The organism is Myxococcus sp. AM011, assembly GCF_013372595.1.
Classification (GTDB): Bacteria; Myxococcota; Myxococcia; order Myxococcales; family Myxococcaceae; genus Myxococcus; species Myxococcus eversor.
The window spans coordinates 1-14,733 of sequence record NZ_JABXEM010000004.1 but is presented as its reverse complement, the minus strand read 5'-3'; the positions used below and the strand labels follow the sequence as shown (position 1 = coordinate 14,733).

The window sequence follows — 14,733 nt, the reverse complement described above, 5'->3', positions numbered from 1 at the left end:
GTCGTTGAGCTGGGGCTTGCGCGCCGAACCCGGAGTCGAGGGGGCCTCGCAATATACGGAAATATACGGAAGACGCCGGTTGACGGTTTCAAGCGTGGGGTGCTCCCGGCGAAAGCGCGGTGGCCTTCACCGACGAGAACTCTTCCGGGGTCGTCACCCCCGGGCGCGACTCACGTCCCCGTTCGGACGGGGGTTGGGGCTTCCTCACGGGGGTTCGTGAGGGAGAACGCGTCGGCGAGCAGTTCGTAGGAGCGCAGCCGGGCCTGGTGGTCGTGGCAGATGGTGGTGATGAGCAGCTCGTCCGCCTGGAAGTCCGCGGCCATGCTCAGCAGGGTCTCCTTCACCTGAGCCGGGCTCCCGCAGACGACGCGCTTGCGGTCGAACTCGAGCGTGGCCTGGTCCTCGGGTGTGTAGGCATACGCCTCCGCCTCCTCGACGGAAGGAATGGGCTCTTCGTTGCGCCCCTTGCGCGTGTTGATGGTCAGCAGGTCGCTGCTTCGTGCGATGCGCCGGGCTTCCTGCTCTGTCGGGGCACAGATGACGTACACACTGACGGAGGAGCGCGGCGCTGATTGCACGTGCGACGGCTGGAACTTCGCGCGGTAGCCCCGCGTCACGGGACCGCCGTGGATGGGGTTGAAGAAGTGGGCGAAGCAGAAGGAGATTCCCAGCCGCGCCGCGAGCACGGAGCTCTGCTCTCCCGAGCCCAGCGCCCACAGCTGCGGCATCCCCGGCGCCATGGTCTTCAAGCTCAGCGCCTGGAAGTCCGCCGTCGCGGGCGTGCTCCCGGAGAGGAACGCAATCAGGTCCTCGAGCTTCGTCGGGAAGCTCTCGTTGCTCGCGGGCACGCCGTAGGCCAGCGCCTTGGCCACCAGGTCCGCGCTGCCGGAGGTCCGGCCGATGCCCAGGTCGATGCGGCCCGGGTGCAGCGCCTCCAGCAGCCGGAAGACCTCGGCGACCTTGAAGGGGCTGTAGTTCGTCAACAGCACGCCGCCGGTGCCCACGCGGATGCGCGACGTCGCCGCGGCCACGTGAGCCACCATGATTTCAGGCGCCACCCCGGCGAAGTGTCCGGAGCCGTGGTGCTCAGCCACCCAGAAGCGGTGATACCCGAGCTGCTCCGCCGTCCGGGCCAGCTCTACCGTGTTCCGGAAAGCCTCATGTGTCGTGCTGCCTCGGGCGACGATGGAATGATCAAGAACACTGAGCTTCACGGCGAGCATTTCTCCCCGGGCAAACCACCGCCTCGGAGGCCGCTGACTCCACGGGCCGAGGGGTCGGGTTGACCGCGTTTCGTTGGGGGTGGGCACTATAATAGCACTGTCAGCCAAGATAAATATGGCTTGGCTGATTTTGATTGAAGTCCGAGAAAATGTGACAACCTGGAGGACTCGTGGACTCGCGGGTTCCTTCATCACCCGCGTCGCGACCTGTTATCAGCGCCCTCCCATGTACCAACGCGTCATCACGCACCCGCCCGCGGTCTTCGGGCTCACCTGGTTCGCGCAGTTGGTCTCGTCCCTGGGCTCGGCGCTGGCTGGCTTCTCGGTGATGGTCCACGTGTATCGGAGCAGCGACTCCATCACCGAGTACTCGCTCGCGTCGTTCTTCTCGTTCCTGCCGATGGTGTTGATATCCCCCGTGGCGGGAGCCGTCGTGGACCGGTGGGACCGGCGCCGCATCATGATGCTGGCGGACGTGGGGGCGGGGCTCACCATGCTCCTGATGTGGCTCATGCTGATGGCGGACGGGGCGGGGCTCTGGGCCCTGCGAAGCTGGCACCTGTACCTGCCCATCGCGGTGTGCTCGGCGGCGGGGACGTTCCGGGCCCTGGCCTACTCGGCCTCCACGGTGCTGCTGGTGCCCAAGCAGCACCTGGGGCGGGCCAACGGGCTGATTGAGCTGGCCCTGGGAATCGGTCAGCTCGGGGGGCCCGCGCTGGCGGGGCTCCTGGTGGTGCGAATCGGGCTGCAGGGGGTGTTGCTCATCAACCTGGGGTCCTTCTTCCTCTCGGCGCTGGTGCTGTTGTGCGTGGGGTTCCCCCAGCCCGAGCGCGGCGCCGCGCACGCGGTCCGGGCATCCCTGCTGGAGCAGGTGGCGGTGGGGTGGGATTTCATCCAGAAGAGACCCGGCTTGCTGGGGCTGCTCACATGTATCGCCGTGGCCAACCTGTTCGTGAGCCTGGTGACGGTGCTCATCACACCCCTGGTCTTGAGCTTTGCTGACGCATCGACCCTGGGCTGGATTGCCTCGTGTTCAGGCATGGGCGTGTTGATGGGGGCGCTCTTGATGAGCGTATGGGGCGGGCCGCGGCGACGCATCCTCGGGGTGCTTGGCTTCGAGCTGCTGGCTGGGCTGGCCCTGTTCGCGGCGGCGCTGCCTGCCTCCGCCACGGTGGTGGCCGGCGCGGCGTTCGTCTTCATGTTCACCGCCCCAGGGGTCATGGGGTGCTCTCAGTCCATCTGGCAGAGCAAGGTGCCCTCGGACCTGCAGGGGCGGGTCTTCGCGGTGCGTCGGATGATTGCCCTGTCCACGCCTCCGGTGGCGGCGCTGGTGTCCGGGCCGCTGGCGGACGGCCTCTTCGAGCCCTGGATGGCTCAAGGCGGCGCGCTGTCGGGGCGGTTGGGCCCCATGCTCGGCGTAGGCCCGGGGCGGGGCATCGCGCTGCTCTACCTGGTGCTGGGTGTGTTGTGCGCGGTGAACGTGCTGGTGGCGTGGCTGTCTCCCCGCGTCAGGAACGTGGAGCTGGAGCTGCCGGATGTCCTGCGCGAGCCGCCCGCGAGCGTGGGGCCCCAGCCGACGCCGACCTCGGCGTGAGACGGGGCCTCGGAGCCGCTACTCGACGACGACGAGCGCGCACATCAGCGCGCCCTGCGTCGCGTTGACCACGTCCTTGCCACGGCCCATCGGGTTCATCCGCACCATCGTCCCGCCGTAGCGCTCGCCGAAGACGAAGGAGCCCCAGATGAGGATGTGGGGGCCCACGGAGCCGTCGTCCCGCATGAAGTGGTAGGGGCGGGGCTCGACGCGCTCCTGGATGATCCACCCTCCGCTGGCCAGCGCCTCCAGGACGGCCGCGTCCCAGGCCTCGGCCGTCATCGAGCGACCGATGAGCACCGACTTGCCGCCGTAGGCGCGGCCCGCCTTCAACACGAGCCCCTCGCGCTTGTCGGCGGTGACCTGGTCGGGCAACCACACGCGCTCCCCCCCGCGAAGGCTGTGGGTGCGAAGGAGCCGCCGCGTCCAGGGGATGTGCTGGCGGATGAGGTCGCGCTCCTCGGCGGAGAGCGTGGGCGCGTCCTCGTTCTCCGACAGCAGCGCGATGTTGAGCTTGTCGTCGAGCAGCTCCTGCGCGGGGCCGTTGTAGAGGCAGAGGGTGCGCGCGGAGAGCGCCGCGCGGACGCGCGCATCGAACGGCAGTCCCACCACTTCGAGCCTGTCCCGCGCGTCGTGCTCCTGCATGGCGTGCACGCGCCGGCCGCGCATGGTGAAACAGTGGCCCTCCGCGTCCTGGACCTCGCCATAGGTGCCGATGAGCACCTCGCCCTTCGCGCCTTCCGCTTCGAGCAGCTCGCCGAACGTGGTGTTGAGCAACAGGGTCGCCATCTCGACACCCACCGGGTCCGGCAGCTCGTTGTCCGGGAAGAGCACGGCCAGGTTGCACTCGCCCTCCCAGGTGACGGTGCGGCGCACGTCGTCGAGGACGTGGGCGAGGAAGGCGCGCAGCGTGTCCTGGAGCTGGATGCGCAGGCCCTGCTCCTGGGTGAAGCGTTGGAGCACCGGCTGGTCCATCACCACCTGGGCCTTGAGCGCCGTCTCCCAGCCACCCAGGCCCGCCATCATGTTGACCTCGAGGCACTTCAGCCCGTCCGCCGAGTCGATGAAGTCTCCCCGGCTGAGCACACCGCGCGCGTCCTCCGTGAGGGCCAGGGCTTCGACAGCCACGCGGGCCCGCTCCAGCGGGAGGCCGAAGTAGTCGGACACGAGGGCGGGGTCGCCGCCGAGCAGCAGGCGCGGCCCGCGCTTGACGAGCCGGCTGAGCTTCACCGAGACATCTTCCAGCTCCCGGTTGCGGCGTTCGTCGATGAGGATGGGCCAGCGGTGCAGCTCGTAATACATGAGCGGTGACTCTTCGAACTTGCCGAACCGGTGCTTCTCGAAGGCCTCCGGAGTCCGCTCCGCGAACTTCAGGAACGCCACCGCCGCCGCGGAAAGCTCACCGTGCAGCGCGCGCGTCTCCTCGGAGAACATCGAGCTGGGGACCGACTCCGGCTTCATGGACATCTCGAAAGCTCCACTCCAAGAAATTCACGCAATTGCACTCTGTCGCTGTGCGCAAGTAAAGCAGTTGCTTACGCGGAGCGGGGTTTGAGTCATCCTCCACGCCGACGCCATGAAACTCGAGCGCCATGTCGGAGGGCTCTCCCTCGCGCGGAAGGCCAACTACCTGCGGGCGCGCGGCTGGCGTGAAGACGAGGGCCAGTGGTCGAGTGAAATCTTCGGCCAGCATCCGTTGGCGAAGGCCATCCACCACCAGCTCACCGACGACCTGGCCCAGGCGATGTGTCAGCGCGGCTGGCAGGTGCTCGGCTACTCCGAGAGAGGCTACGTCCAGCTTCGAGATGGAGAGCGCGGCAAGCCGTGCTCGTTGCCCAAGGCGCTGCGCACCCAGGCTCGCCGCGAGAAGCGGCCGGTGGCGGAGCTGACCTACTCGCTGTTCCTCGCGGCGCTGCTCGAAGCGGACGCGGGGTAGGGCGCCCGAGAGCACGGGCCGTGGCCCGGCCGTGCGTCTGCTGCGTACCGTGTCGGGCAGGGCCATCTTTCCCTTTTGAGCGAGAGGGAGTTCGCATGGTCGCCCGCCGTCTCCGCAGGCTCATCCGGGACCCGTATTGGTTGCTGCTCCTCGCCGCGCTCGTCATCGGAGGCATGCTTGGCCTGGAGCTGTCGCGCATCCAGTCGGACAGCGCCTCGCCCTTCTTCGGGCTGGCATGGCGAGGCGACCCCAGTGAGACGCGCTCCGTGCTCACGGCGCTGTTCGGACTGCAGATCACCGTCCTCACGGTCGTCCTGTCCTTGAATGCCCCCGTCATCCAATCCGCGGCGAACCAGTACTCGCCCCGGCTGGTCCCGCTCTACTTGAAGAGCGCGCCGTTGCGCCGGGCCATCCCCCTGTTCTGCCTCTCCAGTGGATTCATCCTCGTGTCCGTGCGCGAGCTGGGGCTGATCGCGGATGAAGCGGTTCGGCCACGCCCCGTCCTCTCGGGGGCCTTCATCCTGGTCCTCTGCGCGCTCGTGGCCCTGAGCCTCTGCATGATTCGCACGTTCCGCTACATGCGCGTGGAGCGGGTCCTCGGCCTCGTCCAGGACCTGGTGGTCTCCGCGGCGGAGCGACGCATCCGCGCGAGACTGAGCCGACTCCCGCTGGACCCCACCGCGACGCTGACGCTGCCTCCCGAGTCCATCGCGCTCATGGTGCCATCCTCGGGCTACCTCACCGAGGTCGACCTCCGACGGCTCACGCGACTTGCACGAAAGTGGAGCGTGCGGACCCGCATCGACGCCCTGGTGGGGGACTATCTCGACGCGGGTTCGGTCGTCGGCTGGGTGGTGCCGGAAGTTCCAGGGCTCATGGACCCTCGCGCGATGCATGACCTGGGGAGCGCCCTCATCCTCACCCCGGCGCGCGAGCCCGACTGTGACCCCGCGCTCGGGATTCGCATCCTCGTCGATGTCGCCAACCGGGCCCTCTCTTCCTCCGCGAACGACGCCTATACGGCCCGACAGGCGCTGCAACAGGTCCGCTCGGTGCTGCGCCGGCTGGGACACCTGCCGCTGGGGGACTGGAACGTGGTCGACTCCGACGGCCAGGTGCGGGCGTCCGTCGCGGGGATGCGCCTGCGCGACTATCTCTTCCTCGCGGTCGATGGTCCCCTCCACCACGCCATGGGCAATCCCGAGGTCCTGGAGGAGGTGCTGCAGATCGCCCTCGCGGTGGGGCTGACCGCCGAGGACGAGGAGGACCGTGGCGCGGCCCAGGCCCTGGTGACTCGCGTGCTCTCGGAGGCCGCCACGCAGGAGCCTCCAGCGCGTGAGCGCCTCCACCGCCTGCTCACGGAAGCGCGGCGGGTCCGCGCGTCATATGCGCTGGACCCACCGCGATGGGACGACGCTCACTGAGTCCTCACCCGAGGCCCCACGGCAGCCCCAGCACCTGCCACGCCACCAGGAGGAGGATCCACGCGATGAAGACGACGACGACGTAGGGCAACATCAGCGCCACGATGGTGCCTACGCCTGCTTCCTTCTGGTACTTCTGGGCGAAGGTGACAATCAACGCGAAGTAGGCGTTCAGCGGTGAGATGGCGTTGAACGGACCGTCACCCACGCGGTACGCGGCCAGCACGGCCTCCGGGTCGACATTCAGCCGCATCAGCAGCGGCACGAAGACGGGGGCGAAGATGGCCCACTTCGGGATGGCGCCCGTCATGATGAGGTCCAGCACGGCGACGACGCCGACGAAGCCGACGAGCAATGGCAGCGCCCCGAGCCCCGCGTCCTCCAGGAAGTCGCCCATCTTCACGGCCGCGAGCGTCGCCATGTTGGTGTACGTGAACAGGGCGATGAACTGGCTGATGATGAAGAGCAGGAAGATGAGCGCGCCCAGCCCCGACACCGCCTTCTCCATCGCCTTGATGACGTCGACGCTGCTCTTGATGGTCTTCGCGCCGATGCCATAGGCCGCGCCCGCCACGAGGAACAGCAGGGTGATTGCGACAATCAGGCCGTTCATGAACGGCGAGTCGCCCACGATGGCGCCCGTCTCCGGATTGCGCAGCGGCGCCCCCGGCGGCAGCGTCAGCAGCCCGAAGAACACCAGGACCGCCAGCACCCCCAGCCCCGCGAACTTGAGGCCGCGCGATTCGTCCGCGCTCATCGTCGCACCCGCCGCGTCCGGCTTCTCGCCCTTGTACTCACCCAGTCGGGGAGAGATGACCCTGTCGGTGATGAACGAGACGATGAAGGTCAACATGATGACCGACGCGACGGAGAACCAGAAGTTCGCCGTCAGGTCGATGGAGCGCTCGGGATTGAGGATGTGGATGGCGTCGTTGGTAATCTCCGTCAGGATGCCGTCGAGCGGTTTGATGAGGATGTTGACGGTGAACACCGCCGCCACGCCCGCGAAGGACGCCGCCAGACCCGCCAGGGGATGACGCCCCACGGTGAGGAAGGCCGCCGCCGCGAGGGGAATCAGGACCAGATACCCGGCATCGGCCGCGATGCTCGACAGGATGCCGACGAAGACGAGGATGTACGTCAGCGCCTTGCGAGGCGCGACGGCCACCAGCTTGCGAATCAGTGCCGCCACCAGGCCCGCCGCGTCAGCGACACCGACGCCGAGCATGGCGACGATGATGACGCCCACCGCGTTGAAGTTCATGAAGTTCTGGACGACGCCCTCGAACATGAAGCGAAGGCCGTCGCCCGTCAGCAGGCTCTTCGCCGCGGCGGTCGTCTGCTCCGGGACGTGGGTCTCCGGATTGATGGTCTGGTAGGTGACGCTGATTCCCATCATGTAGAAGACATGGGAGAGCAGGATGACGATGCCGATCAGCGCGACGAAAATCACGGCGGGGTGGGGGACCTTGTTCCCCACCCGCTCGACGGTGTCGAGGATCCGCTCCAGTCCCTTCTTCTTGGGCGGTGTCTCCGACTGTCGGTCTGGCATCGAATCGTTGAAGTGAGCTGCCTTCATGGTCGTCCCGATCCTTTCCTTCCGGGGACACGCGGCCGCTCATTTCCGCGACGATGCGCGAGCCCCCTGCGTCAAAGCGTCAGCTCTCCACCCACGGTGAGCGCGGTGTCCGTGGAGGCTTTGCCCTCCGCGGGTGAGCTGTCATGCCGTACGTCGAAGAACGTGGTGAGCGCGAAGCGCCCGGTCAGGTTCACGGAGAGCTTCGTGGTGGAGGTCAGCAGCACGCGCGTGTCGCCGAAGACATCCGGGAGCAGCATGGCGTACTCGCGAAGCTCCACCCGCTCGTTGATGTCATAACGGAACATCACCGCGAGCGAGGGCGACCACAGGTCCACACCGGGGAGGTCTTTCCTCGTGGGCACATACTGGAACCTGCGGTCATGGGCGTAGTGCGCGCCGAGGTAGGCCCGCAGGAACAGCTCGTCCGACTTGCGCTTCTCACGCTCCAGCAAGGTGAAGCCGATCCCCAGCTCGGCTTCCGCGCGCAGCTCCAGGCTGGCCAGGTGGTCGGTCTCCGCCCCCAGGTACGCATACGCGCTGAGCAGGGGCGTGGCCCGATACTCTCCGCGCACCCACGCTCCGAGCGCCTCCGCGATGAGCTCCCGCTCTTCCTCATCCGCCGCCGCGGCCTTCCCGTAGGCCCCATCGGCTTCCAGCGTGAGCGCCCACTTGGGCGACTCGTACTCGGCCAGCGCGTTCGCGGTCAGCGTGTAGGAGCGGCTGTTGCCCGAGAGGAACGAGAAGCCGACGCCGAAGGAGCCGGTCCAGGGAGGAATGTCCTCCTCTTCGTCCTCGTTGCATTGTCGTGCCGGCGTGTCCTCCACCGCCGCGTCGGACGACGGCGTGGGCGTCTGTGCCAGGACAGAGAGGAGGAGGAGGAGCGGATTCATGTTCCGGCAAACACTCGGCATGGGTGACGGGGCGCGCAATGGAACGCGAGGGCAGCCAACTGGTCACGGCTCGGGCTGCAAATGCTCCCTCAGTCGCGCGGTCTTCTCGTTCGTCCAGCCCTCGGGTCGCAGCAGCGCGAGCCAGCCGTCCACGTGCTCGCCCGTGTAGACGTGCCCGTAGCCTGGAGGGACCTCCATCCCGAGCGGCAGGTCGGCTGTCACCTGCCAGAACGTCACGAAGGGCAGCCACACCATCGCGCTCGAGACATCGTCGCCACGTGGCTCCCGCAACCAGTCCGGACGCCGCAGCAGGAGCCCGGGGCTCCACCACGTAATCGGGTCCGACGGATGGAGGAGATACAGCACCCGGGAGTCGCCCCACGGCGCGGACGCCGGAGGAATCTCCTCACCCGGGCGACGGCTGAAGCGCACGATGCGCCCGTCGCGGTAGATGGGCTCCACCTCGGGGCTGCCCGCATCGCGCTGGTCGGTGAACTCGCGATACAGCGTGTTGAAATTGGGCGGACCGACGAAGAGCGCGCCGTCCGTCCGGTTGGCCAGGTCCCGCTCACCACTGAACGCCGTCTCGCCGCCGTACGAGCCCAGGCTCTCCCCGAACACGAGCAACTTCGGGCGCTGACCCTCGGGCAGTCGCGACCACCGTTCGTAGACGGCGTCGAAGAGGGCCCTGCCGGCCTCGCGGGCCCGCTGCTGGTCCACCAGGACGGAGAGCCACGACCACAGATGTGAGTACTGCATGGAGACGATGGCGGAGTCGCCGCCCGTCAGATACTCGAAGGCGTCCACGGACTCCGGTACCACCCAGCCGCTGCCCGTCGTCGTCACCACGAGCAGGTACTCGCGCTGAAATCCGCCGGCGCGCTCCAGGTCTTCGACCGCCAACTCCGCGCGCGCCTCCGCATCCGGTGCGGACGCGTAGCCGGCATACACGCGGATGGGCTCCTTCGCGGTGGTGCCGGTGAGCGCGGACAGCTCCTCCACGGAGGGGCCCCGGCCCACGAAGTTCCGTCCCTCGCGGCCCAGTGTCTCCCAGCCCACGCGCGAGCCGGGGCCACCGGAGCGCAGCGCGCTGCGCGGGGGATGCACGCCCTCCGCGGTCGTCTTGTCCTGCACGGCCAGCGTGCGGTCCGCCAGTGAGATGAGTCCGTCCCACAACACGCCGCTGGCGACGAGGACGGTGAGCGCCGCCACCACCAGGCCACTCGTCGCGCGCGCCGCACGCGGGCCGATGTGTCGCGCGAGCCGAGCGTCGAGGCGACGATAGAGGGCGCGCAGCCCTCGTCCCGCCGCGACGAGCAGGAAGAAGAGGAGCGCCGCGACGAAGGGCGCGAACAGGTAGCCGGCCCGGCCAGGGTGGGGCATCCCCATGCGCTCGCGGATGCCCGCCTGCCAATGCCAGCCCATCGCCAGCGCGGCGACCAGGGCCACGCCTCCCACCATGAAGAAGCCACGCCAGGCACGGAGACTCGCGACACGCGCGGGACGGTTGGCGAACTCGCGCCAGAGCCACGCGCCGAGGACTCCCAGCCCATAGCCGATGACCGCGCTGATGCCACTGACCAGTCCTTGGAAGGGACCGCTTCGTGGCAGCAGGGACGGGGTGAAGGAGAGACACGCGAACGCGAGCGCCGCCCAAGCCCCCGGCAGCGTGTAGTGGAGCCACCGGGACGCGGTCCGACTCCCACGCCAGACACCCCGTGCCAACGGTTGCGGCGCGGCGCGATCAAGTAGGCGCTCCATGTGAATCCCCCCGGGGAAGCACGCTCGCGGACCCGCACCGCACCCCTCGTGTAAGGAGGGTAGGGCTGGACACAAGGAGCGGCGGGAGACCGCGGGCGCGTGCCTGCTCGCCCGTAGCCCCCCAGCCAGGCTTCAGCTTCCTGCCCGTCAGGCCCTCAACGCTGGAGACGAACCCGCTCTCTTGTGGTAATGAAATTGCGAGTCAATATCGCAGTCTTGGCTGTCGGACCGTTCCTCGGGGCGGGCCTGAAGGCAGCGTGAAGAGAAGAGGAGCGCGGCGTGACGACGAGCGTGAGCGAGAAGGTGTTCCGTCGGGGACCCTTCCCCGTGAAGTTCCGACTGCTGGAGGTGCTGCGCGTCACTCGCATCACCCCGCATGTGGTGCGCATCACCTTTGGGGGCGAGGACATCCAGGGCTTCAACAGCGAGGGTGCCGACGACCATGTGAAGCTGCTGTTCCCCGAGGAGGGGAAGCTCAAGCCGGTCATCCCCACCATGGGGCCCACCGGCCCGGTGCTGCAGCCGGGTGAGAAGAAGCCGGACTCGCGCGACTACACGCCCCGGCGTCATGACGCGGTGGCGGGCGAGCTGGACATCGACTTCGTCCTCCACGGCTCCGGGCCCGCGTCGTCCTGGGCGGCCAAGGCGAAGCCGGGAGACTTCCTCGGCGTGGGCGGGCCCAAGGGCTCGCTGTTCGTCTCCAACGACTTCGACTGGTACCTGCTCGCGGGCGACGAGACGGCCATCCCCGCCATCGGCCGCCGGCTGGAGGAGCTGCCCGCGGGGTCTCGCGCCATCGTCTTCATCGAGGTGTCGGACGCCAGCGAGGAGCAGAAGTTCGACACCAAGGCGAACGTGACGCTCACCTGGCTGCACCGCGATGGCGCGGAGGCCGGGACGACGGACTTGCTGAACCAGGCGATTCGCGGGCTCGACTTCCCGCCCGGTGACTACTTCGCCTGGGTGTCGGGTGAGTCGATCTCCATGCGCCCCATCCGCGACCACCTGCTCAACGAGCGGGGCACGAAGAAGAGCTGGGTCCGCGTCACCGGCTACTGGAAGCGCGGCCTGTCGGACCACCACCACGATTCGCAGAACTGAGTCGTCGCCCCGGGGAGGTTGAATTGCCTCGACCTCCCCGGGACTCGCGACGAAGGCTACGCGGGCTTCGCGAGCGAGCGCAGCACTTCGCCCGCCATCTCCACCGTGTAGTCGATCTGCTCCTCGGTGTGAGCGGCCCCGGGGAAGTTCACGTCACGGCGCAGGAGGACGCCCCGGCGCGCCATTCCGCCCTGGAACGGCGTCATCAGCTTCGCGTGCTCCACCATGTCCGTGGAGTAACGGAAGAAGGGAATCGAGTCGTAGCCGAGCACGCGCAGCGGCGAGCCCACCGCCTCCGCGTGGGCGTTGATGCCCTCGCGCAGCTTGCGGCCCAGCTTCGCCACGTGCTGGATGTGGTTGCCGTTCTTGTAGAACTTCAGGACGGCCTCGGTCACCGCCAGCGTCAGCAGCTCACCGCCGAAGGTGGTGGAGACCTGGAGGTCGGCCAGCTTGCTCAGGTACTTCGCGGGGCCGGAGATGGCCGACAGCGGCATGCCCGCGGCGATGCCCTTGGACATGCAGACGATATCGGCCTGCACGCCGAAGAACTCCTGCGCGCCGCCCATCGCCAGACGGAAGCCGGTGACGACCTCGTCCATGACCAGCAGGACGCCATTCGCCGTACACGTCGCGCGCACCTGCTGCATGAACTCGGACGTGAGCACGCGGTTGTAGGGGATGGAGAGAATCACCGCCGCCAGCTGGCTGGCCTGCTTCTCGATGGTGGACAGCAGCACCGCCTCGTCCGGAGGCGTGAAGAGCGGCAGGCGCGTCGTCAGGCTCGCGTGCGCGGCCGGCACGCCCGGTGTGTCGAACATGAAGTGGTCGTGCCAGCCGTTGTAGCCGACCGTGATGATGCGCTCCTTGCCGGTGACGTAGCGCGATAGGCGCACCGCCGCCGACGTCGCGTCCGCGCCCGTCTTGAAGAACCGGGCCTGCTCGGCGCCGGGGACCAGCTCCAGCAGCGCCTGGATGGAAGTCACTTCCACGGGCGTGGGCAGCGAGTGGAGGACGCCTTCCTCCAGGTGCTTGCGGATGGTGTCCACCACCGCGGGGTGGTTGTGGCCCAGCATGTTGGCGCCGAGGCCGCTGATGAAGTCGATGTACTCCTGCCCGTCCACGTCCTCCACCAGGGCGCCCTGGCCCTTGGCGAGGAACACGGGGAAGGAGCCGGGCGCGAAGAACTCCGGCTTCTTCATCATCGACTGGGTGACGCCGGGGACCGTCTTGCGCGCCTCGGCGAGCAGCTGGTTCGAGCGCTCCAGCTTCAGCTCACCCAGGATGGGGCGAGGGAGGGAGGGGTGCTTCCTGACGGGCATGTCCATGAGGCTTCCTTTGCTTGATTCGGGGGTCGCGTACCGCGGTTCAGGTTTCAGGGAAGAGGCAGGGGCTCAGGTCGTCGCGGCCTTCAGCGCCATGGCGCTACGGCCCAACGTCCAGAGCAGGCACAGCGAGAGCGTCGTCACCGCCACGGCGATCCAGCCCACCTGACCGAAGCCGATGAGCGCGCCCTCCGGCGACGTCGCGATGAGCAGACCGCTCACCCAGGCGGAGAGGCCGGAGGCGCCGTCGCTCGCGGCCATGTTCACCGCGAGGAACCGGCCGCGCAGCGCGGGCGGCACGCGCGCCGTCACCAGGGCGATGGTGGGGATGGCCCGCGTGGACGTGAGCGCCATGAACATCACGAACGCGCCCATGACGACGGGCAACGGCGAGGGCGACAGGTGCGTGAAGAGCAGGTGCGGCCCCACGGTGCCCACCAGGAGCAACGCGAGCATCCGGCCCGCGCCGAGCCGGTCCGTGAACCGGCCCACCAGCTTCGCCGACACGAGCGTCCCCGCGCCGCCCGCCAGATACACCCACGGCAGGTCCGTCTGCGCGAGGCCCAGGTTCCCGACCATGTATGTGCCCAGGTAGGGGATGAGCAGGAAGCTGGCGAACGCCACGCTGAAGGTGAGCAGCCAGCCCAGCGCGAGGCCCGGCGCGGCCAGCGTCGACAGGGGATTCTGGCGGGTCTCCTCGGCGCTCCGGGAGAGGTGCTGGTCCAGGCGCGGCAATACCTTCAACAGCCCCAGCCACAGCACCGCGGCCAGCGCGCAGATGGCCCAGAACGGAGCGCGCCAGCCCAACAGGTTCGCCAGGGCGAGTCCCAGCGGAACCCCCGCGACGGCGGACAGGCCGATGGTGGACATCACCGTGCCGATGGCGCGGCCCCGTCGCTCGGGAGGAACGACATCCGCGATGATGGCCATGATGACCGCGCCCATCAGCCCCGCGCACGCGCCCGCCAGCGAGCGCGCCACCAGCATCGACACGTAGCCAGTGGCCGCGCCACACGCCAACGTGGAGAGGATGAAGCCCGCGTAGATGGCGAGCAGCGTGCGCTTGCGGTCGAACCGGTCCAACCAGAACAGGCCCAGCACGCCCATGGCCGCGGAGGCCAGGGTGTACGAGGAGACCATCGCTCCGAACTGCGCTGTCGTCAGGCCGAAGCGCCGGATGAACTCCGGCCCCAGCGGCATGATGATCATGAAGTCCAGGAGGTGGCTGAACTGAACCCCTGAGAGCAGCAGGGTCAGCACTCTTTCCTGTCGAGGTGGAGATGCGGCGTTCACGAAGGACTCCAGGTGTCGCGCGCGGCGGGGGCCGCGAGGCTCAAGGGCGGACGAACCGGACCCGAATGGGCGGGGAGGTCGCCGCGTAGGGCCGGCCATCGCGGTCCAGCGCGGTGTCGAAGCGCGCCTTGCGCGCACAGGCCAGGGCCGCCTGGCCAAAGCCATGCCCCGGGTCCGACAGCAGCTCGGTCGACGTCACTTCACCGTCGGCGTCCACGGCGACGCGTAGCACCACGAGCTGGTCATCGATGCGCAGGGCGTCGGCCTCCTTCGGCCACGGGCAGCTCCAACTTCGCGCCGCGAGCTGGATGGAGCGCGCCCGGCTTCCACCGGCGCCCTGGCCCCGCGTGTCACCCGCGGGCACGGTGTCGACCGCCGTCGCCGAGCGGCCGGTGGACGCCGTCACGCCTCCCGCGTAGCGAGGTGCATCCCCGCTCGTCATCTCGAAGTCCGTGAAGTCGAGCGGGGCCGCCGGCTCCTTCGCGGCCACCACGGCTCCCGCCTGCGCGGGCTCGGCCTGCGCGGGACGTGACGATTCGCGGGGCGCGGGGCCCGGCGTCTTCACGCGCGGCGGAGGGTCCGCCTTGGTGACGCGCTGGGGTGGAGGAGG

The 14,733-nt window shown here is 68.6% G+C and carries 12 protein-coding genes; 4 read left to right on the top strand and 8 right to left on the bottom strand.

Annotated features, from left to right (window positions below; translation table 11 throughout):
- Positions 1–170: 170 nt before the first annotated feature.
- Positions 171–1,214, bottom strand: a complete 1,044-nt coding sequence (locus HUW62_RS01640) for an LLM class flavin-dependent oxidoreductase (protein ID WP_176433360.1) — start codon at positions 1,212–1,214, stop codon at positions 171–173.
- Positions 1,215–1,449: 235 nt separating this feature from the next.
- Between HUW62_RS01640 and HUW62_RS01635 the strand changes: the two genes are divergently transcribed.
- Positions 1,450–2,817, top strand: a complete 1,368-nt coding sequence (locus HUW62_RS01635) for an MFS transporter (protein WP_163870845.1) — start codon at positions 1,450–1,452, stop codon at positions 2,815–2,817.
- An 18-nt stretch (positions 2,818–2,835) separates the two neighbouring features.
- Here HUW62_RS01635 and HUW62_RS01630 read toward each other — a convergent pair whose 3' ends face one another.
- Positions 2,836–4,278 (bottom strand): hypothetical protein, encoded by a 1,443-nt coding sequence (locus HUW62_RS01630; protein ID WP_255203167.1) that lies wholly within the window; start codon positions 4,276–4,278, stop codon positions 2,836–2,838.
- 115 nt (positions 4,279–4,393) lie between these two features.
- Between HUW62_RS01630 and HUW62_RS01625 the strand changes: the two genes are divergently transcribed.
- Positions 4,394–4,753, top strand: coding sequence for a hypothetical protein (locus HUW62_RS01625; protein ID WP_163870847.1), 360 nt, complete (start codon positions 4,394–4,396; stop codon positions 4,751–4,753).
- A gap of 95 nt (positions 4,754–4,848) precedes the next feature.
- Complete coding sequence (locus HUW62_RS01620; RefSeq protein ID WP_176433359.1) at positions 4,849–6,177, top strand: DUF2254 domain-containing protein; 1,329 nt, start codon at positions 4,849–4,851, stop codon at positions 6,175–6,177.
- A gap of 4 nt (positions 6,178–6,181) precedes the next feature.
- On the opposite strand, the gene HUW62_RS01615 is transcribed toward HUW62_RS01620, so the two are convergent.
- The 3 genes from HUW62_RS01615 to HUW62_RS01605 all read right to left on the bottom strand — a co-directional run bounded on the left by HUW62_RS01615 (position 6,182) and on the right by HUW62_RS01605 (position 10,407).
- Positions 6,182–7,756 (bottom strand): AbgT family transporter, encoded by a 1,575-nt coding sequence (locus tag HUW62_RS01615; protein WP_217911045.1) that lies wholly within the window; start codon positions 7,754–7,756, stop codon positions 6,182–6,184.
- Between the two features lie 71 nt (positions 7,757–7,827).
- Entirely contained in the window at positions 7,828–8,646 is an 819-nt protein-coding gene (locus HUW62_RS01610) for a YdiY family protein (protein WP_176433358.1), read from the bottom strand.
- 63 nt (positions 8,647–8,709) lie between these two features.
- Complete coding sequence (locus HUW62_RS01605) at positions 8,710–10,407, bottom strand: alpha/beta-hydrolase family protein (protein WP_176433357.1); 1,698 nt, start codon at positions 10,405–10,407, stop codon at positions 8,710–8,712.
- A 279-nt stretch (positions 10,408–10,686) separates the two neighbouring features.
- Here HUW62_RS01605 and HUW62_RS01600 point away from each other — a divergent pair, with 279 nt between their 5' ends.
- A complete protein-coding gene (locus HUW62_RS01600) occupies positions 10,687–11,508 on the top strand; it encodes a siderophore-interacting protein (RefSeq protein ID WP_176433356.1) in 822 nt (273 codons plus the stop codon).
- Positions 11,509–11,564: 56 nt separating this feature from the next.
- On the opposite strand, the gene mxcL is transcribed toward HUW62_RS01600, so the two are convergent.
- The 3 genes from mxcL to HUW62_RS01585 all read right to left on the bottom strand — a co-directional run.
- Positions 11,565–12,833: a myxochelin B biosynthesis transaminase MxcL gene (gene mxcL, locus HUW62_RS01595; protein ID WP_176433355.1), complete on the bottom strand. Its 1,269-nt coding sequence runs from the start codon at positions 12,831–12,833 to the stop codon at positions 11,565–11,567.
- Positions 12,834–12,899: 66 nt separating this feature from the next.
- On the bottom strand, positions 12,900–14,123 hold the full coding sequence (gene mxcK, locus HUW62_RS01590) for a myxochelin export MFS transporter MxcK (protein WP_176433354.1): 1,224 nt from the start codon (positions 14,121–14,123) through the stop codon (positions 12,900–12,902).
- 40 nt (positions 14,124–14,163) lie between these two features.
- Positions 14,164–14,733: TonB family protein (locus HUW62_RS01585; protein WP_176433353.1), on the bottom strand; the 570-nt coding region annotated here is incomplete at its 5' end.

Bases quoted from the DNA above. Each gene is read 5' to 3' on its own strand.
- HUW62_RS01605 (WP_176433357.1), bottom strand. From the start codon at position 10,407: ATGGAGCGCCTACTTGATCGCGCCGCGCCGCAACCGTTGGCACGGGGT.
- HUW62_RS01625 (WP_163870847.1), top strand. From the start codon at position 4,394: ATGAAACTCGAGCGCCATGTCGGAGGGCTCTCCCTCGCGCGGAAGGCC.
- mxcL (WP_176433355.1), bottom strand. From the start codon at position 12,833: ATGGACATGCCCGTCAGGAAGCACCCCTCCCTCCCTCGCCCCATCCTG.
- HUW62_RS01620 (WP_176433359.1), top strand. From the start codon at position 4,849: ATGGTCGCCCGCCGTCTCCGCAGGCTCATCCGGGACCCGTATTGGTTG.
- HUW62_RS01615 (WP_217911045.1), bottom strand. From the start codon at position 7,756: ATGAAGGCAGCTCACTTCAACGATTCGATGCCAGACCGACAGTCGGAG.
- HUW62_RS01610 (WP_176433358.1), bottom strand. From the start codon at position 8,646: ATGAATCCGCTCCTCCTCCTCCTCTCTGTCCTGGCACAGACGCCCACG.
- HUW62_RS01635 (WP_163870845.1), top strand. From the start codon at position 1,450: ATGTACCAACGCGTCATCACGCACCCGCCCGCGGTCTTCGGGCTCACC.
- HUW62_RS01630 (WP_255203167.1), bottom strand. From the start codon at position 4,278: ATGAAGCCGGAGTCGGTCCCCAGCTCGATGTTCTCCGAGGAGACGCGC.